Consider the following 25,502-nt stretch of genomic DNA (forward strand, 5'->3'; position numbering starts at 1 on the left):
TATCTCCCTTTCCATAGTATTTTTGAACTAAATCATTCTTTGACACTATTATACTAGAATTCTAAAGCATATAAAGGTGAATCTGTTAAAAATTTGTAAAAATATTAGCCAACATGTTGATATATCTCGAACATTGGGACCATGATCGATGTCACAATTGTTCCGACTATACTTGCAAGAAAGACGATCATTAATGGTTCAATCAGTGACTTTAATCGATCGGTGGTAGTTTCAACTTCCCGTTCATAAAAGTCAGCCACTTTTGCAAGCATTGCATCAAGTGATCCCGATTCTTCTCCGATCACGATCATTTGCGAAACTAATGGCGGAAAAGCCCAATGTTTTCGCATCGGTTCTGTCAGTGATTTTCCCTGTTCAAGAGATTCACGTGATTGGCGGAGCACTCTTGCGATTACTTCATTTTCGACAATGTTTTCAACAATTGTGATGGCTTGAAGAATCGGCACTGAGCTTGCAAAAAGCGAACTGAGCGTTCTTGTCATTCTTGCCAAGGCCGCTTTTTGAAGCATTTTCCCGTAAATCGGTATTCTAAGGAGAAAATAGTCTAAATAATACTTCGTGTTCTTATTCTTTCTGATCATTCCAATCCCGATAAAACAAGCAATAAAGAATAAAATGAACAACCACCAAAATTTTTGCATAAATTCACTGGAATTCAACACAAACTTTGTGATTGCCGGAAGTTCACCGCCAAAATCTTTAAACATTTGAACAAATGTCGGTACAACCTTTACCAATAGGAAAATAACAACAACTATTGCAATCAAGCCGACAGTAATTGGATAAGCGAGCGCTGAAACGACTTTTTGTTTTGTAAAATGCTGTTTCTCAAAATGGACGGCTAATCTTTCAAGCGTATCATCCATATTTCCTCCGGCTTCTCCGGCTTTAACCATATTGACAAACATGCTTGAAAAAATCTTTTTATGTTTGGCAGCTGCCTCTGAAAGCGGGTTTCCTTCCCGCAAGTCTTGTTCAATCGCAATCAGCGCTTTCTTTAACGCTTTACTTTCTGTCTGCTGCGCTAATATCGACGTGGCTTCAACGATAGGAACGCCTGCCTTTATCAGCGTTGAAAACTGGCGCAAATAGATGACAAAATCCTGCAGCTTAACCGGATTTCCGAACGTAATTTCCTTCGTCCACAACGTTTCGGGAATTTCATTCATTTCAAGAACTCGAATGCCTTTTTGTTTTAATTGAAGCACCGCTTCTCTCTTTGAGGCAGCTGTAATAATTCCTGATTTTTTCCCTTTTAGGTCTCGTCCGCTATATTTGTAACGAGGCATGTTAATTCACCTTTTCCAATAAATAAGGCATCGTTTCTTCAGCAGACACTTGGCCCGACTCAACAAGCTCTTTTATGCTCGTTGCAAGCGTATGCATTCCTTGGGCTCTTGATGTTTGCATGATGTTGACGATTTGGTGGATCTTCTCATTTCTGATTAAATTTGCAACTGCTGAATTGTTAAGTAAAATTTCAGTTGCGGCTTTTCGTCCTTTTTTGTCTGCTTTCAGAAATAAACGTTGAGAAATGATCGCCACAAGAACGGATGCAAGCTGAAATCTTATTTGGGCTTGCTGGGAAGGCGGAAATACATCGATAATTCTGTTAATTGTGTCCGGAGCACTAGCCGTATGTAGAGTACCAAACACAAGATGCCCTGTTTCCGCTGCAGTGATAGCAGTTTGAATCGTTTCAAGATCACGCATTTCTCCGACCATGATGACATCAGGATCCTGTCTGAGCGATGCCCTTAATCCGTTTGCAAAATTATTTGTATCAAATCCGACTTCCCTCTGGTCAATAATGCATGTCCCATGCTTATGCAAATATTCAATCGGATCTTCAAGGGTAATGATATGTTTTCGCATCGTTTGATTCATATGATTGATCATCGCTGCAAGTGTTGTCGATTTGCCGCTCCCAGTCGGTCCGGTGACAAGAACGAGCCCTTGAGGCTTTTCAGCAATTTTTGCAAGGACAGGCGGCAGTTCCAATTCCTGCAGTGTCGGAATTTTTGTCGGAACGATGCGAATGGCCATGGCAATGCACGACCTTTGAAAATACGCATTGATTCGAAAACGGGAAATTCCGGGAATGCCGTATGAGAAATCAAGCTCTCCTTTTTTCTTAAATTGTTCCCACATATTTTCCGGAATGATTGCTCTTGCCATACCTTCCGTATCGGAAGGTGCGAGCGGGTCCTTTCCATATCTTTTCAATTCGCCATGAATGCGGAAGACCGGCGGAACCCCGACGGTAAGATGAATATCTGAAGCTTTTAATTCAAAACCGGCACGAAGCAATAAATCAATTTTGTTTTTCATGGCTTGCACTCACTCCTAATCAGGGATGGCGACACGCAAAACTTCTTCTGTCGTCGTAATGCCCTGCTTCACTTTTAAGAGGCCGTCATCGATCAAAAAGATCGTTTTATTTTTTATCGCAAGTTCTCTTAATTTCGAAAAAGGTTCTCCATTCATAATGACTTTTCTCATGTCATCATCAACAACAAGTACTTCATGAATGGCGATCCTTCCTTTATAACCGGTCATATTGCAAGAAGCACACCCTCTGCCCCGCATCACTTTCTCAATCTTCAATCCCCGTCTTCCGAAAATTTCAATCTCCCGTTTAGTCGGAAGCTGCGTTTCCGCGCAATCTCGGCAAACTCTTCGGACGAGGCGCTGGGCTACAATGCCGTTTATTGAAGCAGCAACAAGGAATGGTTCGACTCCCATATCCAATAGCCTTGTTATTGAGCCTAAAGAATCATTTGTGTGCAATGTGCTGAGTACAAGATGACCTGTTAGAGACGCGCGAATCGCTACTTCAACCGTTTCTTTATCGCGAATTTCCCCGACCATAATGATATTCGGATCCTGCCGCAAAATCGCACGGAGCCCTTTAGCAAATGTCATCCCGACATTCGGGTTTACCTGGATTTGGTTTATGCCTTCGAGTTGGTATTCGACAGGGTCTTCAATGGTAATAATATTCACTTCTTCGCTGTTTAAACGGTTCAAGGCTGCATAGAGAGTGGATGATTTTCCTGAACCGGTAGGCCCGGTAATCAAAACAATCCCATTCGGTTTTTCAATCATTCCAATAAACCTGGCCAAGTTTACTTTGTTAAATCCCAGATTGTGAATGTTATTCAATGCGCTGCTGAGATCTAAGAGGCGCAAAACGATTTTCTCGCCATAAACGGTCGGCAGTGTGGATACCCTAAAATCAACAGGCTGAAAATCCAAATTCATCTTAAACCGCCCGTCCTGGGGAATGCGATGCTCCGTTATATCAAGATTCGCCATGATTTTAATTCTTGCTGTCAAAACACTTTGCATATGCTTTGGCAGAACACGTTCTGTTCGAAGTACACCATCAATTCTGTAGCGAATCGCGACTTTTGTCTCCTGCGGATCAATATGGATATCGCTCGCTTTCATCGCTGCGGCAGTCGATAAAATCTGATTAACGAGACGAACAACTGGTGAATCTTCATCAACAATTTTTACTTCTTCCACTTCCTGACCTGCCGGTTCGTCCGTTAACAGCTCCTCGAACCCCTCATCCATATCGTAGTACTTGTTGATCGCCCGAAGAATATCATCTTTCGTGGCAATTGCCGGTTCGATTTGAAAGCCGGTTGAAAGCCTTAAATCATCAATTGTGTAAAAGTCCATCGGGTCTGCCATAGCGATATACAGCTTTTCCCCGTCTTTCTTCAGCGGAATGATGAGGCTTCTTTTTGCGATTTCCTTTGGAACAATGTGAAAAAGCTTCGGATCAAAAGGATAACGATATAAACTTACATGAGGAATTCCAAGCTGAAACTCTAATACTTCAATCAATTGCTGTTCGGTAATATAACCCTGTTGAAGAAGCGCATCCCCTAGCTTTTGGTCTTTACTCTTTTCCTTAAGAGCGGTTTGCAGTTGTTCCTCTGTTATTAAACCTGCATCAACTAAGAGATCTCCCAGCCTTTTACGTGTTTGTTTCATAACAATCCCTGCTTTATTTCCTTTTATTTTTCAGTTTCGTTAGGTTTTCCCCTTAAATCGTTTTCCTTTTCTTTCACTTTATCTGTTTGATCTGACGTTTTTTCAACACTGCCGCTTTTTGGAACAGAAGGTTTCGTTGGCTTATCAGTATTTTCAGGTTTGGACACGGAAGGTGTTTCCGGTGATTGTCCAGTATTTTCATCAGTAGCATTGTTTTCATTTTTCCTTAACGAAGATTCATCAATGATTAAGCTTCTGCTAATCACTTTCGGAATAGGCGGATAAAAATCTTCAGAAATTTTCTCTTCTTTTAAAACATTTCCATTTCTGTCAACGGTTTCTCGAATCACTTTCACTAAAATACCATCTTTTCCTTCGTTAAGTGTTATTTTTTTGCCAAAAGGCAGTTGTGCACTATATTGAATGATGGTCTTTGGTTTAAAAAATTGTTTATCTTCTGTTTTTACATTGTATTGGTAGGCAAACGATGCCCCCTTTAATGATACATAGAAAAGATTGCCAATCATTTTAAATTCTAATAAATATTTTTCATTATTCGGATTTGTAAATACAAGATCCATATTTTTATATTGATTAATTTTTGACTCGTACCCAGCCTCAGAATAAGAAGGCAATTCTCTGCTTATATGACGTTCGGTAATGGCAAAGTTTGTCGGCAGAACCGTTTTATAAATCGCTGTCGCAATCATACTTAATGTTTCTGAAGGAAAAAAATCAGTATTTCTTTCCTTAACGGTTTTTAATATAGAAAATTGTGATTGCGGAGCAATCTCAATAGAAGGGAACTTTTCTGTCCATTTCCGCAAAAGGTCCACATTTCTGTCTGCTTTTATTGCACTTTCAGAAATTATTTCATTTTTTTCGCTCGCCAAAAAATATTGATCAATCTTAATATTATGCTCCCCTTCTTCAAGCATAGTGGCAAACATGACGAGATCATGAATGAACCGTTCATAATCAAATTCATCCGCACGGATCTCGCTGAGCGTCAATTTTTCAATAAACGAGCGCAAAGCCTCTTCGTCAACTTTTACAATAAGCTCGTTTGTCTTTCCGTTTTCAACATTATCAATTGACCTCTTTAGGTCAAAAAGAAAATAATCTAAATCCATTTTTTTAACGATTTCTTTATATTGAAACGTTATGGTAGTGTTTTCATACCATTCTTTTTGTTTTTTAATTAAGAGATTAAGAGCTTCAGCTTTTGATAAGCCGGAAAGGTCAATTTTGCTTATCCTCGTATTATTTTCAAACGTATCCTCTGAAGTGAATTTATCAAATGCTTTGGCGCCAAAATGAGAAAAACTGAATAAAAAAACAGTACAAAAAAACAAAACGAGAAATAGCTTAGCTGTCTGAGGATTCCTCACAAGGGTTTCCTCCTTTTATCACGCTTCAACGTTCATTGACAATTCGACAACAACACTTGGACCCTCTTCCTGAGCTTTGATAATATCTTCCTTCGTCAGGACTGTTCCCTTGGATATGATGACATTTCCTTGTAAATCTGTAATGTCCTTCGTAACTTTTTTCCCATTTAACAGTTCAATCTGCTTATCTTTTAAAACTTGAACTTCTTCATCATCTTCTAATAGCCTTTCAGTAACAGTTGCTTCTTTTTCTAAGTCCGAAATAACTTGTTCTTCTTCTGTAATCGATTGAGGTTCTTTAGCTGAATGTAACTGCTCGGAGCTTTCCAAAAATCCGTTAACAGCTTCCTCTTTCACAATGATCATATCTTTTCCATACGTTAGGACAAATTCAGAAGGAAGGACTGCATTTCTATTTCCTAATTGAAGATCCAAACCAAGGATTTGCCCGCTGTCTTCATCTGCATAATATTCAAGAACTTCACCAAGCAACTCGCACTTTCTTGTCATCACTTTCGTGTTCGTAATTTTAATTTTTTTATGTACCAATTGATTTGCAATTGGGATTTCATTAAGATCAATAACTGCACTCTCACTTTCAACTGTCACAGCATAATCACCAATACCAACTATTTTTTTAAACGGTATTGCTTTTACACTTGTTTGCCAATCCTCGTCATCAATTGTTAAAAAGTCAATTGAACCTTTTTCTGGATTTATTACTAAAGTTTTTACTTTTCCTATTTGTTGGCCGCCCGCAATGCTGATAATCGGCAAACCTGTTATTTGCGTGCTTTTTTTCATGATTTTTCCACACCTAACCTTTATATTCACGAAATTTCAATCATTAATTAAAATAATGCGTTTGCAAAAATTTAATTTCTTGAAGTATGATTGGAAAATCTTGATATTTCTCCTCAAGATCATCTAAGAGACTTTTTAGTTTTTCAAATTCTTTATTTGAAAGATAGTGCTGGATGAGCAAACTTGCAAACGTGTAATATTCAGATAATGAAAGCCCAGGGTGCATATAGTCTTTTACCAATTGTTCAAATTTATTCTTATCAATCTTCTTTCTCGCAATTTCAATTTGCGAGAGCATGATTTGAAACATCTCGCGCTTCAGTTTTTCCTTTTCTTCATCAAGCTGTTCCTTTTGTTCTTCTTGTGTTAACGTTTTTTCTTCTTTAGCAAGAATGCTTGCACTTTCTTCAATCGCCGCTGTATTTTCTAGCATTTGCTCTTCTTCATTTCCGAAACTTTTTTGATTCGTCGATTCCTCAATTGCCTCCAAATGATGATTTAGAGGAAGTTCCTCCTCATCATCAAGGTCAATTTCTTCCCATACCGGTTCATCAGAAATTTCTATTTGATCTATTTTCTGTTCTTCAAGAAATTCCGTCTGAATCGTTTCATTTATTAGGTCTTCTTGTCCACGTTCAGATTCCATAATGATTTTTTCAAGTTCAGCCATGTAATCGGCTTCATTATCAATATTTTCCTTGCTCGCTGCTTCTTTTTCAAAAAACATCTGATCATCTGTTTTCTCGTAAATTTCAGCCGTTTCTTCCTCAATGCCTAATAATAACGAATCTTCTAAAAAAAGATTCCCTTTTTCTTCATTCGCTGAAGGAATTGTTTCTTCGTTTATTTCTGAGTTCCTTATTGCAATCAAATGATCCTCTTGGATATTTTCCAAAAGTTCGTTTTCAAAAGAAGCGGCATGTTCAATTTCATCATTTTCAATAGATTCGTATATTCTAATCTCATCATTTTTAATTTCAAAAGAAGTGCTTCGTTCAATCTTATCGATTTCATTATTTTTCGAAACATCCAATACATCTATTGATTCATCATTTTCGATCGGGATATGTACTGAATGTGATCGAGATTGAAACGAACTCACAAGTTCATTTGCTTCTAGCAGCTGATCAATTCCCTCTTTTTCTTCAACTGCTTCAAACAGAGTTGGTCCCATTCTTTTATTTAAGATATATGTTATTAAAACGATAAGAACGAAAAGAATAGAAAACGTTTTCCATAATTCCAAAGTACTATAAGCAAGCTGCCCAAAAGAAGATAGTAAAAAAGAAATGGTTAAGACTATTAGTTTCCCTTTTTTCGAAAAACCATCGGGTAAAAAATAAAGAATTGGCACTAAAAAAACGAGTGAAAGTACAGAAAATAAATATGAAATCATGATTCACCCCTTCCGATTTATTATATTAGAATTATTTTTAGAAGTTTTTGTTAATTTTTGACGTTTTTTTAACGTTTTACTTATTTCGACCTATTAAGACAGATTTCGGCTACAAGTATTGTATAATAATATAAGATTTTTTGAAAGAAGGGAGCAAAGTGAATCTAAAAAAAATCCTGTATAGTTCAAAAGGATTAACTTTAGTCGAAATTCTGGCATCCCTTACTATATTAGGAATTATTTTAATCGGTTGTATGAAATTTTTCACACAAGCATATTCCTATACGAATATGAATCAAAAGAAAACAGCAGCCATAAATGTGGCAAGAAATGCAATGATGTATATTGAAAACGAGAGCTTTATTGAAATCCGAGAAAAGTTTGAAAAGAATCCGGAAGAAGAACTAACATTAATGATTTGCGACAATCCAATGGATAAAGATGATCCGGAAGATCCGTACGGAAAGTTCTGGAAAGGAGATACTCCCGGCCCATCGTGTTCGCCAATTACGGTTAACAATGTTAAATATTATGTAAAAATTCGGGCTGATTCAAACAAAAATGATTACGATCGAAATTACATTCTGCCAATTACAGTAAAAGTAGAATGGGTCATCAATGGCAAGGTGAATGAGACCGAGATTGAAGGGGTAATGAAGAGTGAAGATATTCGATGAAAAAGGGGTTACATTATATGAACTCCTTGCAACCTTTACAATCACAATGATCGTTCTCCCGGTTATATACGGTGTTTTTTCATCCGGAATCAAATTATATAATAAGATTCAAATTGAGGGGCAGCTGCGTGACGATGCAGATTATGCTGCAACAATGATTATGAATACTTTTTATTCATTCCCTTTTGATTATGTGAAAGGATGCGGTGAAAATTGTATTGAGCTTATTGATAGCCAAAAAACAAAAATCAAAAAATTCGAAAAAGGACAAAGCGGATTTTTTTACGATATTAATAAAGAAAAACAAGATAATGAAAAGAAAATAATCATCACTTTAACAAATCAAAATAATGAAGAAAAAACACAGATAACTATTGACGGAACACCCCTGGAAGGAATTGCTGACTTTAAAGACTCAAAAATTTCGTTTACCTGCTATAAAGAAGACTTCGGCAACAATGGAAAATGTGAAAGCGGCATTATTCATCTTGACTTTAATTTGGATGATAAAAGATTGGAAAAACCTCTGCACTTAAAAAGCGAATTTGGGTTCTAGAGAGGGGGAAACATTGTGCTGAAAAATGAACGTGGAAATAGTTTAATAATCGTTTTGTTAGTTTCCCTTGTTTTTATGACTCTCGGACTTGCCATTGTCGCTTCTTCCATCGGAGGGGCAAAGAGGGTTGAAACGAGAGAAAGCGATATCCACACAACCTATAATGCAGTGGAAATAATCGAAAAGATGATGACTGAATTTGCAGCCTCTATAGGGACTTTTGAATTAGAGTGGGAAGCAGGCGGTATAGAGAAAAATATTAGTGATTACGAGTATAAATTAGAAGAAATATTAACCAAAAGTATTGAAAAATATGAAAAAAATGATTCTATTGCATGTTTAACGGTGGCAGACATTAGCGGTTCCTCTCCTAAATACGTTAATCCATCATCAAAAAGTTGTTTTGAGTCAATTGGCAAAAACTCAATTATTGATAATTTAGATACATATAATATTGATACTAAAGATGATTTTACAAGAGCTTTTGAAATTGTGCTTGTCACAAAAAATCCAATTGAGTATGAAGGGAAAATTACGCGGACGATTCGGAAAAGGTTCATACTTTCCCCATTGCCAAGTTTTCTTAAATATGCAGTGGGCTCATATTCCGAAGGAGAAGATAAAGGATTGTTCTTAAATGGTTCTGCAAATATTTTTGGTAATGTTTATGCAAACCAAATGTCGATAAATGAAAATGCCAAGTACCAAAAAAAGAATGGGGATTGGGAAGAGCAACCTACACCAATGAGTTCGATCAATGGCGACATTTTTAGCAGTACAGCAACCCTTCTTAGCCTCATGAACAAAGAAAATTTTTATAAAGGAGAAACTCCAAATCTTAAGCATGACAGTCAATTTATAAACATTGACTTCGATCGGACGATGAATGACCAAACGAACAAAATTTTAAAAGCGAGTGAACTTTCCACTGAAAGATATGGAAATGGGACTGATTTTTCAGAACAGTTGAAGGATGAAATTTCCGGCTTATCTGTCTTTTCGGCTTCTAATGATGAAAATGTTGGCGTTCAAAAAGGAGAAACCCAACAAAATCCTCTTTCTGTCACCGGAGAATCGAATGATGAACAAAAAAACAGCTATTTAATCGAAAATACAGAAGAACCAATCCCAGAATATTTTGACGGTGATCTTGTAATCAACAGCAAAAATAATCCAATTAATTTAGAAAAAAATCTGAAGGTAAATGGAGATTTATATATTGTAAGCTATCATGATATCAATTTTCTGGAAAATGTTTATGTCTCAGGGAAGCTTCACATCATCAACCTTGACGGAAACATAACATTTCAGAAAAATATCATATGTGCTGATTCGATTAATATACAATCATACAAAAGCGGCACGGAATCTAAAGGATTAAAAATCATAGGAAAACTCGTTACAGGCGGGGATTTGTATTTAGAGAGTTATAATGATATTGATTTTCTGGATCATGTTTTTATCTCAGGGAAGCTTCACATTATCAACTTTGACGGGAAAATCGCATTCGAGAATAATATCATTTGCGGTGATTCAATTAATATGAAATCATACGCAGACAACAAAAATGATAGAGAATCTAATGGGTTAAAAATTAATGGAGATATTGTTACGGGCAATGATCTTTCTGTAAAGGCATTGAATACTGCCATTGAATTTAACAAAAATATAATTGTCAATGACAATTTAAAAATAACAGGTGATGAATCAGACGATGGACTTGAAGATGATGAGGTTATTTTTGATTCCGTAGTATATGTTGGAGGTAAGGCATTTTTATCAAATGTAAATATCTTAGGAGCGGAAAATAATGAAAAACAGCTTATATTGATGACAAAAGGCGAGCTTGAAATAACGAGAATGAATGAGTTTAATTACTTTCAGGATAAAGATGAAAAAGGAAAACCGTACTTGCCATCTCGCGACGATAGGATAAAACCTCTAAAAGCATTTTTCTATACGGAGGATAAAGCTGTATTGTACGGCGTTGGATCTCTTTTTTACATTAACGGAGGAATATTCGCTAAAGAAAAGCTTGAAATCAACGCTGTACGCGGTGAAGTAAGCAATGGCGGGGATGACTTGACTTTCTCTATTCAAGATGACAAGTTTTCTAGATTTATTGTTGAATACGACAAAGATGTTTTGCTAAAAAAAATTGATGCATTGCCGATCGTCAATCATGTGCAAGTTTTTTCAGATGAATTAATTGTAGAATAAAAGAGGCTGGCTCTTTGATTTGAGCAGCCTCTTTTTGTTTACCATCGTCCGGCGTCTGGGGGCCCGTCGTCTTCATCATCGTTAGAATTTGATATTACTTCAAACAGCGCAGATGCTTGCGGCTGATTGCCATTGTGCTGTTTCTCTGCCGTCGCCGTTATTGTTGAATAGCCGACTTCCTTTCCGATGACGAACCATACTCCATTTTCCTTAACAACTTGCACTTTATTTTCCATTTCAGAAACAACTTGATCAATATTCTTTTGTGTCGCATTGTCAGGATTGAAAATGAGCAAATCTGTCAGCGGGATTTTTTCTCCAAGGCCTATTTTAAAGACAGATTTCTTAAATTTAAGTTCATCCAATGGTATATATGGATTTCTGACTATAATCGGAACAGTTTTTTCGATATTTGATCCGTCTTTTGTTCGCACAACCAGTTCAGTCTCGCCTTCTGTTTTTCCTAAAATCCGATTTGTGTCAGTGAAATCGGCAACTCCTCGGTCCCTAATTTCAAAATCTAAAGTCTGATTCGTTGCATCTTCAGGTTGAATCTTCACCGTAAAGGATGCAGTACTTCCAACATCAATTTCTATAGGGTCCGGTTCAATGGCAACCGATTCAATTCGCTTTTCAATCGTAATTGCTTTTTCAACGATCAAATCTTTGATTGCAAAACCCCCTTCTGCTTTAACTTTTATTTTGTTCACACCCGTTTTTGTCAAAGGTATGGTGTCACCAGGAGAAAATTCAACCCATGGACCCTTTTCGTCTCCATTTTCAATTGAATAGGAATACGTGACTCCTTTTCCTGCAACTAAATTGGTAAGTTTCATATCAATTGGTTCATTAGCAGTATCGCCATTTCCGTACAGCCGACCAGTTTTGTTTCCTCTTAACTCAAAGTCAGGCTTTAAATAAGCATATGCAATATCGTTATCAAAATAAGTGATTTTGATGGTCGTGTTAGCTGAATCATCCTGAAAAACCATCTCTTTGATTGCCTTGTTTTTCAGTCCATAATTATTTGGATATTCAGTTTGCTCTAGTTTTCTCCCGTTTTCATCTAAATTTAACTTCGTGATAATACCTGACGAATCTCCGTCATAAGCATAAGGGTAATCCCTTAATCGTACCTTCATATTAATAACCTGATCAGATGCCGGTATTGTTGTTTCCTGATCTCCAAATCGACTGTCCTTGTATTGAACTGTTGCCAGCGGCATCTTTACATTGCTTAATGCCCAATCTGCTTTTAGTGTAACCGCTGCTGTAAACTTATTAGGATTAAACGCACCACTCGAATAGTTAATGGTTGAAGGAGCCGTTAATACTGCAGCAGGTGTGCCTGACACATTTATAGTGCTTACTCCAGGTGCTGAAACAACTGAAATCCCTTCAGGAAGAGGCTGAATGATTTTAATGTTTGTAATCGATCCAGACACACGGTTATCCATTAGACCATAAGGTTCCAGGTCATACTGAACAGTAAATTCATTGGTATGCTCTGTTGAATTCGAAATTTTAATTAAATTATCCGGGGTATTTTCGATCCCTTTTAAAGACATCGTACCTTTAAAACTCGGCGGTGCATCATCTTTTACTTCTATCGTAACCGGAGGATGGGTTACACTAACTTTTTGGCCGGATAAATCATTATATGTCATTTCAATATGTTGAAATGTATATGTCCCTGTTTCTGAAAAACTTAATGGAAGTGTTAAATCAATCGGCTGAGGCGGATTCTGATTAATTGGATAACTGAAATTAAAATTAAAAATAGCATTATTATTTTCATCAATCCTTGCATTGGATCCTTCCATTACTTTGACTTTTCCGTTAAATTGGCTTAAATCCACTTTTACTTCGCCGCTGATTGATGGTGTATCAATATCTTTCGAAATATCTTCAAAAATAGGCGCAATATTTTCTTGTGAAGCTTGTCTTGCCGTTACTCCAGTTATAGCAGACAGTTTTCGCAAGTAGTCCATATCTACCTCAGAATCGTTGCCAAAACCTATTGAATAAAGTTTAATATTTTTCTCAGCCAGCTTTTCAGCCATCGTTAATCCATGCTGCCTAATCGCTGCTAGTGTATCTTTAACACTCATATTCTTATAGTACTGCTCGCCATTCAAGTAATAATAAACCTTACTTGTCATTTTGGATCCTTGTCCATAAAGTTCATAATGAACATCAATATCCTCTGTAACGGTTTTGTACTCATATACCGGTTCTTCCCAGCAGAAAAAAAGAAAACATTTTTTTTCCGTTCCAACTTGCACCTTTTTTTTGTAAGTCATTTTCTCTTTAACAGTAGAAAAAGTAGGTTCTCCGTCTGTCATAAAAATGATATATTTATTATTATTTCCGCCTTCAAGAATTTCTAAAGCTTTTTCAAATGACTGAGTATAGTTCGTTCCTCCAGACGCTGATAATTTGCTGACAGTCTCATTAATTTTACTTAAGCTTTCTTTTCCATTATTAGGTGAAAAATAAACAACTTGATCGTTTTCCACATCCGAACTAAAGGGGATAAACGCAAAACGGTCATTTGGTCCAGCGTTCTCATAAAAGAAATTTATTGCTTCTGTCATTGCATCTTTAGCACTTTGAAATTTTTTCGGATTTTTTCCTAATTCATTCATAGAACCTGATTTATCGAAAATAAAAACGACGTCAATTGGTTTCCTATCAGCATTTGTCGCTTTGCCTTTAGGTGTCAAATGAATATTCAGACTTCCTTCTGCATTTCCTGTTTTTGGTTTTACAATCACATTTTGGGAAGGGTTTACATTAAATTCAACAGAAGGTTTTTCTTGTTGAGCAGAGCCCCTTAGTGAAAAAATAACAAGCAATAAAATAAGAGCTAAAAAAGAAAAGCAAAATCTTTTCAAAGTGCCCCCTCCTCACACGAATACTACTCTCTTTTTAACCGATCCTTTTTTACTATTATTATACCAAATTACCTATATGTGCCAATCTGCTGAAAAATAAATATTTTGTAAACGATTAAAAGCCCTATGTTAGTAAAACAAAGGGCTCATAATTATTTACTTATTTTTCATACTCCGCAACCTGGTTCCGACCGGCACGTTTTGCTCCGTATAATGCCCGGTCAGCGTGGCGGATGAGAGCAAGGGGATCATCAGCATCTTCAGGGGCAGCCGCTGCACCGATTGAAGCGGTAATATTGATCATATGTCTTTTGCCTTCGTGATCAAAAGTTTGAAGGAGTGTGAATGGGCAGTTTGCAATTGTTTGCCGCACGATTTCTGCCAATTCCAAGGCATCCACTTTTTTCATATCCGGCAAAAGGATAACAAATTCTTCCCCGCCGTACCTGGCAACAGTTCCCTTATTGCCAATAAGGTTTGTAAGACGGGCGGCGAGCTCACGTAATATTTCATTTCCGCTTTGGTGGCCGTAAGTATCGTTAATCTTTTTAAAGTGGTCAATATCGAGAATGAGAAGAGATAATCTTTGCCGTTTATTTTGCTCAAGCATGTTGAACTCTTCAAATAATATGTTTTCAAAATAACGATAATTGTAAATTTTAGTAATGGGACATTTCTCACTGTACTCTTTTGTTTTTTCATAGTTTTTAGCATTTTCGAGTGCGACGGCAAAATGCGAGCAAAGAATCTCAACGATCATCAACTGTGGCTTTTCGAATGCCCTTTTATGATTGGAAGCCAGAAATAATACACCGATGATCTGGTTATTTCGAACGATGGGTACGCTTAAGACGCTTTCAACTGTCTCGGGTATATACCCAGTTTTAAATTTCTTCCATTCTTTTTTTGAGTTGAACAAAGCCGACTTACCAGTAGACAAGACGAATCCGCATATGCCATCATTTTTCTTTATAGGTCTCATGTCGACCGGCCTAATCGTCCCTTTTTCATAACTTCGAAGTAAATGAAGTTCTTTCCCTTCCACAACATCTAGAATATACGCATAATCAACCGGCAGCATCCCTGTCAGTTTTTCAATAAACAAATCCACGACTTCGTTCACCTGTAACTGGGCAGCCAATTGATTTCCGATTTCAGTTGCTTTTTGTAAATATTGATTGATTTTATCACTAGAGTAATAAAGTTTGAGGATAATAGACAGACTGATAAACGGAATACCAACATATAATAAAGCCAGCAAACCAACTTCCTGATACAAAACGTAGAGAATGAGACCAAGAGGAAACGTCGTCAAGGTTGTAGCCGTTTCCCAAACAAAATCTTTGTCGTAAAAAGAACTTTTGCGGCCATAGACGATCCATAAAATGAACGCTAAAACAATTTGATTGACCGCATATGAACTAATCCCATACATGAAAGCCGGCCAGATGGCATCTGGATTATGAATAAAGTCTACATGATGAGCACCGCCTAATGTATAGTAGATGAACGCACTGCAAAATGAAACAATAAAAAACAAAATGGAATTCAAAGGGAAACGAAACAACTGCTCCTTCGGAATTCGAAGTTTCACTAATAGGACGATGACCGCTATTTGAAATAGCAGCATTTCGATGAATAAGCCAAATAATAAAAAAACAGTCAGCGATACCCACTGAATTAAAAAAATAGGCGTGTTGTTAATGACGATTGGCATCGCTGCAACGACAGAAATGAGCAAAAAGAAAGCCATTATATCAATATGAAATCCCGAAATTTGTGGGGGATCATAATGGTAAGTAAGCCACATACCAGGCGGTACAATTAAGAACCAGCACAGCCAAATGGCTAGTTTTACACGTGGCTTGATCATTATGTCCTCCCCCCTCTTTCACACTATGTCAAGTAGTCAAAAAGTCACGGTTCGATTAATATTTTAGCAAATTTTCAATTTTTTGTCACAAGGTCCTCGTTCTGTTTTTCAATCGATCAACAAGGTCAGGCCTTACCTGGGAAAGAAAATAAAGAGATCCCGTAATAACGAGGACTTCCTGTTCTTTCAATTCCTCAATTTCTGTTTGCAAATAAGCTTTCCAATCTTCAACAGCATGTTTATTTTCCGACTTGCTTAACTTAAGCAGTTCTTTAGAAGAGGCTGCTCTTGGGAAATCAAAATCAGTAAATGTGATTTTTTCAGCAATGCCATCCAATTTTGAAATCATGTTATCCAATTTTTTGTCTTTTAAAGCTGCAAATAAAATCTTTATTTTTTCTTTTTTGAAACGGCTTTCAAGTTCATTTATGAGAGCTGTAATCCCTTCTTCATTGTGGGCTCCATCAATGACAACAAAAGGGTTTTCGGAAAGAATTTCAAATCTTCCCGGCCACCGTGCTGATAATAACCCTTTTCTCAAATGGTTTTCTTCAATTTGAAAAGAATAATATTGTACAAGAAGCTCTGAAGCCATTACCGCTAAAGCTGCATTTTCGATTTGGTGCTGACCAATCATTTCAATTTGCAGTTCAGGAAACCTTTTAAACAGTGTTGAAACGGTAAAAATTTCCCCTTTAGGCAATGAAGTACAGTCTTCTATGATGATATCTTTCCCAAGTTGAAATAGAGAAGCTTTCTTAGAATCCGCTTGTTCTTTAATGACTTTTAAAGCGTCCGCTTGCTTGACAGCGGTTACGACCGGTACACCGTTTTTTATAATGCCGGCTTTTTCAAAGGCAATTTCGGAAATCGAATGGCCCAGTATGTTCGTATGGTCCAGGCCGATACTTGTAATGATTGAAAGAAGCGGATAGATAATATTCGTTGAATCAAATCTCCCGCCAAGGCCTACTTCAAAGATAACGATATCAACCGGATTTATTTTTGAAAAATAATAGATCGACATCGCAGTGATCACTTCAAATTCCGTCGGTCCGCCGAGCTCAGTCTTTTCAAGCTCTTCTGCCAACGGAAAAATAACATTGGCAAGTTCTGTAATTTCCTGATCAGTGACAGGTGTTCCATTTACGCTGATTCGTTCATTGAATTGTTCAAAATAAGGCGATGTAAATGTACCGACACTGTATCCGGCTTCCTGTAGAATGGAACGAAGAAACGTTACCGTTGACCCTTTTCCGTTTGTTCCGCCAATATGTACGGTTCTTAATCTTCTTTCAGGATGGTTTAGTTTTTCCATCATCCACTCCATTCGTTTTAACCCTGGTTTGATTCCGAGACGAAGACGTGAATGAATCCAGTTAAGAGCTTCGTTATATGTATGAAACATATCACCATCTCCTTTTGTTAAAGAACAAGTAGAAGACGAATCCAGAAACCGGATTCGCCTTCTCATTAAGTGGTTTTATAAATCACCTTTCAGTTCTCGAATACGTGCTTCAACAGCTGCTCTTTTTTCTTTATAATCTTTTTCTTTTGCCCGCTCTTCTTCAATTACTTTTTGAGGCGCTTTTTTCACAAAACCTTCATTGCTTAACTTTTTCTGTACCCGTTCGACTTCTTTATTTAGTTTATCAAGTTCTTTTTCAAGACGGGCAATTTCTTCTTCAATGTTGATAAGCCCTTCGAGCGGAAGAATAATCTCAACTCCGGTTACAATCGCTGTCATCGCTTTATCTGGAATTTCGATTTCGGTTGCAATCGTTAATTCTTCTGGATTACAGAACCGCTCAATATATGCGCGGTTTTTCTCAAGAATTTCGAGAACATTGCTGTCTTTTGCTTTAAGGAGCATTTTAATTTTTTTGCTCATCGGTGTATTCACTTCAGCACGAATGTTTCGAACTGAACGAATGATATCTACAAGAAGCTTCATCTCTTCCGCAGCCTGCTCATCGTTTAATTCAGGCCGTGCTTGCGGCCATTTTGCAATCGTAATCGACTCTCCTTCGTGCGGAAGGTTTTGCCAAATTTCCTCCGTGATAAACGGCATAAACGGATGGAGCAATCGCATAGTTTGATCAAGTACATATGCTAAAATGGAACGGGTTGTTTTCTTCGCAGGCTCATCTTCCCCATATAATGGGAGCTTCGCCATTTCGATATACCAATCGCAAAAATCATCCCAGATAAAGTTGTAAAGAACACGGCCCACTTCCCCGAATTCGTAACGATCAGCCAGGCGTGTCACCGTTTCAATAGTTTCATTTAACCTTGTTAAAATCCATTTATCTGCAACAGATTTTTCACCGCTTAAATCGATTTCTTCAAATGTTAAACCACCCATGTTCATTAATGCGAATCTTGATGCGTTCCAAATTTTGTTCGCAAAGTTCCACGCGGCCTCAACTTTCTCAATACTGAAGCGCAAATCTTGGCCAGGTGAGCACCCGGTTGCCAAGAAGTATCGCAGGGAGTCAGCACCGTATTGATCAATCACTTCCATCGGATCAACCCCGTTGCCGAGCGATTTACTCATTTTGCGCCCTTGTGCATCGCGAACAAGTCCGTGGATTAGTACATCTTTAAATGGACGCTTTCCTGTAAACTCAACTCCCTGGAAAATCATTCGAGATACCCAGAAGAAAATAATATCATAACCGGTTACAAGACAATCCGTTGGATAGTAACGCTTGTAATCCTTTGATTCAATATCCGGCCAGCCCATTGTCGAGAACGGCCATAATGCAGAACTGAACCAAGTATCTAAAACATCTTTGTCTTGTTCCCAGTTTTCAATATCTTCAGGCGGTTCGTGATCGACATAAATTTCCCCTGTTTCTTTATGGTACCAAGCTGGAATGCGGTGGCCCCACCAAAGCTGACGCGAAATACACCAATCACGGATATTTTCCATCCAGTGAAGATATATTTTTTCGAAACGTTCTGGAACAAAATTAACTTTATCTTCCCCTTTTTGCAGTGCAATCGCTGCATCAGCAAGCGGCTGCATTTTTACAAACCACTGTGTAGATAGGTAAGGTTCTATTACTGCACCGCTTCGTTCAGAATGGCCGACAGAATGAATGTGTTCTTCAATTTTGAAAAGAACTCCCTGTTCCTGCAAGTCTTTCACAATTTGTTTTCGACATTCAAAACGGTCCATTCCTTGGTACTTGCCGGCGTTTTCATTCATCGTACCGTCTTCGTTCATGACTAAGATTCGTTCAAGGTTATGGCGATTGCCGATCTCAAAATCGTTCGGGTCATGTGCAGGAGTAATTTTTACAGCCCCAGAGCCGAATTCCATATCGACATAGTCATCACCGATAATTGGAATTTCCCGGCCGACAATTGGCAAAATAACCGTTTTCCCGATTAAATGCTTATAGCGCTCATCTTCCGGATGAACAGCAACGGCAGTATCACCAAGCATCGTTTCCGGACGGGTCGTTGCTACTTCAATATAGCCTGAACCGTCAGCAAGAGGATATTTCATATGATAAAAGGCACCTTTAACATCTTTATAAATAACTTCAATATCGGAAAGCGCTGTCTTCGTTGACGGGTCCCAATTGATGATGTATTCTCCGCGGTAAATTAAGCCCTTCCGGTAAAGACTGACGAACACTTCACGAACAGCTTTTGATAAGCCTTCATCAAGCGTAAAGCGCTCCCGGCTGTAATCGAGGCCAAGTCCAAGCTTTGCCCATTGCTTTCGAATATGTTCAGCATACTCTTCTTTCCATTTCCACGTTTCTTCAACAAATTTTTCCCGTCCTAAATCGTAGCGGCTTTTGCCTTCATTGCGTAGTTTTTCTTCTACTTTTGCCTGTGTGGCAATACCAGCGTGGTCCATTCCCGGCAGCCAGAGCACGTCATAGCCTTGCATCCGTTTCATACGTGTAAGAATATCCTGCAAAGTTGTATCCCACGCATGCCCAAGGTGCAGTTTACCTGTCACATTTGGAGGCGGGATAACAATTGTATACGGCTGTTTCTTTTCATCATCTTTCGCTTCAAAGAATTTTCCTTTCAGCCACCATTCATAACGACCCTGTTCGACCGTTTTAGGGTCATACTTGGTTGGCATCGTCACTTCCTTTGTACTCATTTTAAAGTTCCTCCAATCCATCCAAAAATAAAAAACTCCATTCGCCATAAAAGGACGAATAGAGTGAATTTCGCGGTACCACCTTTTTTCCAATCAAACTTTTGATTGGCACTTAATAAGATAACGGTTTTCCCGTCTTCCACTACTAAGAAAAATCCGTTCGCAGAAGATGCTCAAGGGCGACCTTCCGAAGCACCCGCTTAGGAAACCTCTCAGCTATTGGCTTCCCTCTCTTAAAGCTGTTTTCTTCGTACTCTTCCCTGTCTTTGCAAGTTCTATTCAATTTCTATTAGTTATACTACGGAAAAAGGCGATTCTCGTCAATAAGAATAACCTAATTTTTTATATTATATACATTCAAACACTAAGATTGTTCTTATGACACGTTCGGCAGGACGAAAACATAGAATGATAATAAAAAAACTTGAAAGGATTGAGCTTAATTGAGGAGAAAATACAACCCGTATACGCTTCCTCCATGGCTAAAAACATTCCGAAGCGTCTGCAGCCAGTTTATCATCCCATTTTGTGTATTCCAAGGTATACGAACGATTTTGCTCCCGACAACATTTGACGTTTTGCTGTTAACCATCTTTGTTTTACTGGCACTTGCTCTCCATTTTGACATCATTTAAAAAAGCCCCGGAATGAGTATATATCAATCCGGGGCTTTCTCTTCGGCTTCTTTTTTTCTTTGTTCAATTTCTTCAATTCTCATAACGACATACTCCGTATTTTTTAATTGCCAATAATGGCGCTGCAACTGCTGGACAAACTTCCGTTCATTCTTGCCCGCTTGTTTTTTGAAATAATTTTCTGCCGTACGGATAATTTTTCCGGGATGTGCAAGATATGCAAGGAATAACTGCATCTCGTCCTCTTTAAAAGGAAAGTATTTAAAATAAGTGTAAACCAAGTCAACGTAATCTTCAGCCTGTTTTGGCAAACTTTTTAATGACCTTGAAAGGAACGGAAGCAAATCATGAAAGGGTGAACCGGACTTTGATCTTTCAAAATTAATAAAATATCCATATCCCCTTTCATCCAAAAGAAAGTGTTCCGCTGAAACTTTCCCGTGAACCAAAACTGAGCGTGCTTTTTCTTGGTCTTTAGTTTTTTCATACCAATCTTCCAGCTTTCGTTTTGAAAACAAAAGCGCTTGGCTTATTTCATGATAGTAAAGGCAAAATAGCAATTCAAACGGAGACATGTACCACTTTTTTTCGCTTCTCTCCATAAACCCTTCGATAAACTCTTTCTCTTTATCCCACTCAAGCATCGTATTTTCATAATGTTCTTTTCGTTCTTCTGTATTAATGTTTATTTCTCGGGCTGATAAAATATGAAGCCGGGCTAATTCCCGGACAAGCTGTTTATTCCTTTCAGACTGGTTTTCCCTTTCTTCGTTTGGCATCCACGGCATTAAATAATAAAGATAATTCTGATGCAGCACTGCATACCGCCCATCTGCAGCTGGATAGATAGGAACTATCCGGTTATATCCTTTTTGATATAAAAATTGTACATGGCGGATAAAATCGGTCCCATTTGAAGGAAATATCTTCTTAAGAGCAAAAACGCCCTTATTGGAATAAATCTTTTGGATTCTGCCAAAATCCTCTACAAAATAAGGTTCAACTTGATATGCACGTAAAATTGGCGCGACTTCTTTTAAGCGATTTAGATCACTCATTACTTTCAGCCTCCAAAAGGTGAAAAAAGAAAAAAGCCTTAGGGTCAGACCCCATAACACAATATATAGGACATAATGTAGGATAAATATGCTATATATTGATAAACGAACATGGGGTCAGACCCTTATGAGACAGCCTCACTTTTTTGAAATAATTATTTTTGCTGTACTGCCACTGGTATATATAAGACTTGCCCCTCATATACATCCTGATTAGCTTCCAGATGATTTACCCGAAGTAATTGTGCAATGGTGATGTCGTACCTCTCGGCAAGCTGATCGATCGTTTCACCCTGCTGAACAATACAGACCTTCAATTTAGCATGCCCTTCTTCTTCTTTTCTTGCGAGAAACTCGGTGATTGAAAGAGACTTCTTTTTCGAGAGTTTCTTCTTAATCTTCTCCACTAGCTCAGGTGAAGATTCACTCTCATCATCTATTTCCTCTAAAACAGGCTCTTGCTTGACTCCTACTTCTGTTTTTTTCGTTTCTTCAGCTTCAGCAATTTCTTCCTCTTTATTATTCTCGAATAGTTCTGCTGCTGAGGTGATTGGAGTTTCTTTTCTTTGTGCCGAATATGAAATCGCAAGGGCAGCGGCTCCTAATCCTTCAGGTGCTTCTTCCGCCTCCTCGCTTGCCGGATTCAGTTCAAATATTGGAGCCGGTGGGGCTTCCTGTATAAGCTGTTGGTCCAGTTCTGCTTCAGGCTGTTTTCTTGCCTCTGCTTCAAACGTTTCAAATACACTTTCTTCATTTTTCTCTTCTTCCGAGCGGGAAAGAAGTTGTAAATTTTCTTCATGTTCTTCTTCAAGTATTACTTCTGCATATTCCGTTTGTTCTGCTTCTTCTGAAACTTGGGGATCTTCATTGCGTTCAAAATCATGCATTTCGAATTCTGAATCTTCTGAGACAGGTACGTATTGCTGCTCGCCGTACAAGCCTGATATTTTTAAATCAGCTGTTAATTTCATGCAACTTCTTTCCGGAAACAGGTAATCAAAGGATTCCACATCAACATCGATATCATAGACGCTTTGAATGCGGTTATTCGGAATTGAAATATCTACCGGAAAATGATGCAAAAATTCACAAATTCCCTCTTCACGTTCTTCAACAGAATGAATAAACCGAGGGGCTGAAACAGATTCTTCTGCTTCAGTTTCTTCTGTCTGATAACGTTTATATTCTCCAGACAATTCTAGAGTGCCCCGAATTGATACATACTGTTCATTCTCTTGAATCGTTATATTTGGGTCAAGAGAAATCGATACTAGCTCTTCGACTTCCTGTCCTTTTTGAAACCAGACCGATTCTTCCAAAGAAAATCGCAAACTCGATTGATTCCCTTGAGACAAAGCGATTCCTCCTTTCATATCCTCCTACGAATAAATCTCTATGTCATTTTCACTTTATGAATTGCTTAACAGTTTTATGATAAAAAGAAAAGGGCAGACTCAAAAGAAAAAGGTCAGACCTCTCCAATCCAACATATTGTCGGAGAAAGTCAGACCCTTCTGAGTCTAGCCCTTTAAAAATGTCCTATCTTTTTAATTTAGAAAACGCTTTTTCAGCAGCCTGAATCGTTTTTTCAATATCTTCATCAGTATGAGCTGTTGATAAGAACAGTCCTTCAAATTGGGATGGAGGCAGGAATACACCTTCGTTCGCCATTTCTTTATAATAAGCTGCAAAATAATCTAAATTTGATGTTTTTGCTTTTTCATAATTGATTACTTTTTCATTTGTAAAAAAGAAGCCAATCATGGAACCGGCACGGTTTATCGTATGCGGAATTTCATATTTCTCTGCAGCTTTTCTTAATCCTTCTTCAAGCCTGTCTGCTTTACGTTCAAATTCTTTATAAGTATCATGGGTCAGCTGGCTTAGTGTTTCATAGCCTGCCGTCATTGCCAGAGGATTTCCGGAAAGGGTGCCCGCCTGATAAATAGGGCCGCTCGGAGCAATTTGTTCCATGATTTCCGCTTTTCCACCATATGCACCTACAGGAAGTCCACCGCCAATAACTTTTCCTAAACAGGTTATGTCAGGTGTAATGCCGAAATATCCTTGTGCACAGTTGTATCCTACGCGGAAGCCTGTCATTACTTCATCAAAAATTAACAATGCTCCATATTCAGTTGTAATTTCCCGCAATCCTTCTAAAAATCCCGGAAGTGGCGGAACGACACCCATATTGCCGGCTACGGGTTCAACAATCACTCCGGCAATATCTTCACCATATTGTTCAAAGGCATATTTCACGCTTTCGAGATCATTATAAGGAACCGTAATTGTATTTTTGGCTACACCTTCTGGAACACCCGGGCTGTCAGGAAGTCCTAAAGTTGCGACACCGGAACCTGCTTTGATTAAAAGGGAGTCACCATGCCCATGGTAGCAGCCTTCAAATTTTAATATCTTGTTTCTTCCAGTAAACCCTCTTGCAAGTCGAAGAGCACTCATTGTTGCTTCTGTTCCTGATGAAACCATCCTAATAATTTCGATCGATGGAACCCTTTCTTTCACAAGTTTTGCCAGTTCATTTTCAATTAGTGTCGGTGCGCCAAAGCTTGTTCCAAGTTCCGCCACTTTCTTAATTGCTTCCACGACACGGTCATTCGAATGCCCTAGAATAAGCGGACCCCAAGAAAGAACGTAATCAATATACTCATTTCCATCTATATCATAGATTTTAGAGCCCTTGCCTTTTGCCATAAAAATCGGATCCATTTTTACTGATTTAAACGCACGTACAGGACTGTTCACTCCACCTGGCATTAAGTTCTTAGCTTCTTTAAAAGCGGAAATTGATTTTTTGTAAGAGCGCATGAACCTTCCCCTCTTTTCGTTTTATTGTTCTCTTAGCCAGCGGGCTGCATCTTTCGCATGATACGTAATAATCAGGTCCGCACCCGCACGTTTCATCCCCGTTAACATTTCCATTACTACATTTTTCTCATCAATCCAACCATTTTGAGCAGCAGCTTTCACCATTGAATATTCACCGCTTACGTTATAAACCACAACAGGAAGATTAAAGTTATTCTTTACGTCACGTACAATGTCCAAGTATGGCATACCAGGCTTTACAATCAGAAAATCTGCACCTTCAAGTGTGTCTGATTCAGCTTCACGAAGCGCTTCAAGCCTATTGGCAGGATCCATCTGGTAAGTTTTACGATCCCCGAATTGCGGTGTGCTGTCAGCAGCATCCCGGAACGGCCCATAAAAAGATGAAGCATATTTTACCGCATAAGACATAATCGGAACATTTTCAAAACCAGCTTCATCCAGGCCATGACGGATCGCAGCAACAAAACCGTCCATCATGTTAGAAGGAGCAATAATATCTGCACCAGCCTTTGCCTGACTTACGGCTGTTTTTGCAAGCAGATCAAGTGATGGATCGTTTAATATTTTTTCTCCTTCAATGACGCCGCAGTGACCATGGCTTGTATATTCACACAAACAAGTGTCAGCGATCACAATAATATCCGGAAAATTCTTTTTTATGTACCGAATCGCTTCCTGAACAATCCCGTGATCATGATATGCTTCTTTTCCAAACTCATCTTTTTCAGCCGGAATACCGAAAAGTAAAACAGATTTGATTCCCAGGCTTACTGCTTCATTCATTTCTTCATGAAGATTGTCGAGTGACAATTGAAAAACTCCAGGCATGGAAGTAACCTCATTTTTAATATTACTTCCTTCCACAACAAATAGCGGGTAAATTAAATCTTCAAGACGTAAAAAGTTTTCGCGGACAAGTGCGCGCATGTTAGCTGTTTGTCTCAAGCGACGATGCCGGGTAAATTGAAGATCCATAGCATT

General features: G+C 38.2%; 18 protein-coding genes and 1 other annotated feature. Of the genes, 4 read left to right on the top strand and 14 right to left on the bottom strand.

Features of this window, described 5'->3' with window-relative positions:
* Window positions 1-104: 104 nt before the first annotated feature.
* Genes BMMGA3_RS12135 through BMMGA3_RS12160 form a run of 6 tightly spaced genes read right to left on the bottom strand, consistent with a single transcriptional unit; the run spans window position 105 to window position 7,620 of the window.
* On the bottom strand, window positions 105-1,310 hold the full coding sequence (locus BMMGA3_RS12135) for a type II secretion system F family protein (protein WP_003347629.1): 1,206 nt from the start codon (window positions 1,308-1,310) through the stop codon (window positions 105-107).
* Window position 1,311: 1 nt separating this feature from the next.
* On the bottom strand, window positions 1,312-2,352 hold the full coding sequence (locus BMMGA3_RS12140; protein ID WP_003347627.1) for a type IV pilus twitching motility protein PilT: 1,041 nt from the start codon (window positions 2,350-2,352) through the stop codon (window positions 1,312-1,314).
* A 15-nt stretch (window positions 2,353-2,367) separates the two neighbouring features.
* Window positions 2,368-4,029 (bottom strand): GspE/PulE family protein, encoded by a 1,662-nt coding sequence (locus BMMGA3_RS12145; protein WP_003347625.1) that lies wholly within the window; start codon window positions 4,027-4,029, stop codon window positions 2,368-2,370.
* A 23-nt stretch (window positions 4,030-4,052) separates the two neighbouring features.
* On the bottom strand, window positions 4,053-5,420 hold the full coding sequence (locus tag BMMGA3_RS12150) for a G5 domain-containing protein (RefSeq protein ID WP_003347624.1): 1,368 nt from the start codon (window positions 5,418-5,420) through the stop codon (window positions 4,053-4,055).
* An 18-nt stretch (window positions 5,421-5,438) separates the two neighbouring features.
* Window positions 5,439-6,224, bottom strand: a complete 786-nt coding sequence (locus BMMGA3_RS12155; RefSeq protein WP_003347622.1) for a PRC-barrel domain-containing protein — start codon at window positions 6,222-6,224, stop codon at window positions 5,439-5,441.
* A gap of 43 nt (window positions 6,225-6,267) precedes the next feature.
* On the bottom strand, window positions 6,268-7,620 hold the full coding sequence (locus BMMGA3_RS12160) for a hypothetical protein (RefSeq protein ID WP_003347620.1): 1,353 nt from the start codon (window positions 7,618-7,620) through the stop codon (window positions 6,268-6,270).
* A 158-nt stretch (window positions 7,621-7,778) separates the two neighbouring features.
* Between BMMGA3_RS12160 and BMMGA3_RS12165 the strand changes: the two genes are divergently transcribed.
* Genes BMMGA3_RS12165 through BMMGA3_RS12175 form a run of 3 tightly spaced genes read left to right on the top strand, consistent with a single transcriptional unit; the run spans window position 7,779 to window position 11,073 of the window.
* Complete coding sequence (locus BMMGA3_RS12165; protein WP_003347618.1) at window positions 7,779-8,297, top strand: type IV pilus modification PilV family protein; 519 nt, start codon at window positions 7,779-7,781, stop codon at window positions 8,295-8,297.
* On the top strand, window positions 8,281-8,853 hold the full coding sequence (locus BMMGA3_RS12170; protein ID WP_003347616.1) for a hypothetical protein: 573 nt from the start codon (window positions 8,281-8,283) through the stop codon (window positions 8,851-8,853). The genes BMMGA3_RS12165 and BMMGA3_RS12170 overlap by 17 nt, the downstream gene beginning before the upstream one ends.
* A 15-nt stretch (window positions 8,854-8,868) precedes the next feature.
* The gene (locus tag BMMGA3_RS12175) at window positions 8,869-11,073 is read left to right on the top strand and encodes a hypothetical protein (protein ID WP_003347613.1); all 2,205 of its coding nucleotides are present in this window, start codon (window positions 8,869-8,871) and stop codon (window positions 11,071-11,073) included.
* A gap of 38 nt (window positions 11,074-11,111) precedes the next feature.
* On the opposite strand, the gene BMMGA3_RS12180 is transcribed toward BMMGA3_RS12175, so the two are convergent.
* The 4 genes from BMMGA3_RS12180 to BMMGA3_RS12195 form a co-directional block, all read right to left on the bottom strand.
* A complete protein-coding gene (locus BMMGA3_RS12180) occupies window positions 11,112-13,970 on the bottom strand; it encodes a vWA domain-containing protein (protein WP_003347611.1) in 2,859 nt (952 codons plus the stop codon).
* A gap of 160 nt (window positions 13,971-14,130) precedes the next feature.
* Complete coding sequence (locus BMMGA3_RS12185) at window positions 14,131-15,843, bottom strand: sensor domain-containing diguanylate cyclase (protein ID WP_003347609.1); 1,713 nt, start codon at window positions 15,841-15,843, stop codon at window positions 14,131-14,133.
* Window positions 15,844-15,928: 85 nt separating this feature from the next.
* Window positions 15,929-17,251, bottom strand: a complete 1,323-nt coding sequence (locus tag BMMGA3_RS12190) for a bifunctional folylpolyglutamate synthase/dihydrofolate synthase (protein WP_003347606.1) — start codon at window positions 17,249-17,251, stop codon at window positions 15,929-15,931.
* A gap of 75 nt (window positions 17,252-17,326) precedes the next feature.
* A complete protein-coding gene (locus BMMGA3_RS12195) occupies window positions 17,327-19,975 on the bottom strand; it encodes a valine--tRNA ligase (protein WP_003347604.1) in 2,649 nt (882 codons plus the stop codon).
* 47 nt (window positions 19,976-20,022) lie between these two features.
* Window positions 20,023-20,251: a binding site (T-box leader), on the bottom strand.
* 167 nt (window positions 20,252-20,418) lie between these two features.
* Between BMMGA3_RS12195 and BMMGA3_RS18460 the strand changes: the two genes are divergently transcribed.
* Window positions 20,419-20,610 (top strand): hypothetical protein, encoded by a 192-nt coding sequence (locus BMMGA3_RS18460; RefSeq protein ID WP_081485654.1) that lies wholly within the window; start codon window positions 20,419-20,421, stop codon window positions 20,608-20,610.
* 23 nt (window positions 20,611-20,633) lie between these two features.
* Here the strand turns inward: BMMGA3_RS18460 and ysxE are convergent, their stop codons facing one another.
* The 4 genes from ysxE to hemB all read right to left on the bottom strand — a co-directional run bounded on the left by ysxE (window position 20,634) and on the right by hemB (window position 25,496).
* Window positions 20,634-21,668 carry a spore coat protein YsxE gene (gene ysxE, locus BMMGA3_RS12205; RefSeq protein WP_003347598.1) on the bottom strand — a complete coding sequence of 345 codons (1,035 nt, stop codon included), beginning with the start codon at window positions 21,666-21,668 and terminating at the stop codon, window positions 20,634-20,636.
* 155 nt (window positions 21,669-21,823) lie between these two features.
* Entirely contained in the window at window positions 21,824-23,041 is a 1,218-nt protein-coding gene (spoVID, locus tag BMMGA3_RS12210) for a stage VI sporulation protein D (protein ID WP_003347596.1), read from the bottom strand.
* Window positions 23,042-23,207: 166 nt separating this feature from the next.
* Window positions 23,208-24,497 (bottom strand): glutamate-1-semialdehyde 2,1-aminomutase, encoded by a 1,290-nt coding sequence (gene hemL / locus BMMGA3_RS12215; RefSeq protein ID WP_003347595.1) that lies wholly within the window; start codon window positions 24,495-24,497, stop codon window positions 23,208-23,210.
* A 21-nt stretch (window positions 24,498-24,518) separates the two neighbouring features.
* A complete protein-coding gene (gene hemB, locus BMMGA3_RS12220) occupies window positions 24,519-25,496 on the bottom strand; it encodes a porphobilinogen synthase (protein WP_003347594.1) in 978 nt (325 codons plus the stop codon).
* Window positions 25,497-25,502 lie beyond the last annotated feature (6 nt).

Origin of the sequence: Bacillus methanolicus MGA3 (assembly GCF_000724485.1) — a bacterium.
In the GTDB taxonomy this organism is placed as follows: domain Bacteria; phylum Bacillota; class Bacilli; order Bacillales; family Cytobacillaceae; genus Bacillus_Z; species Bacillus_Z methanolicus_A.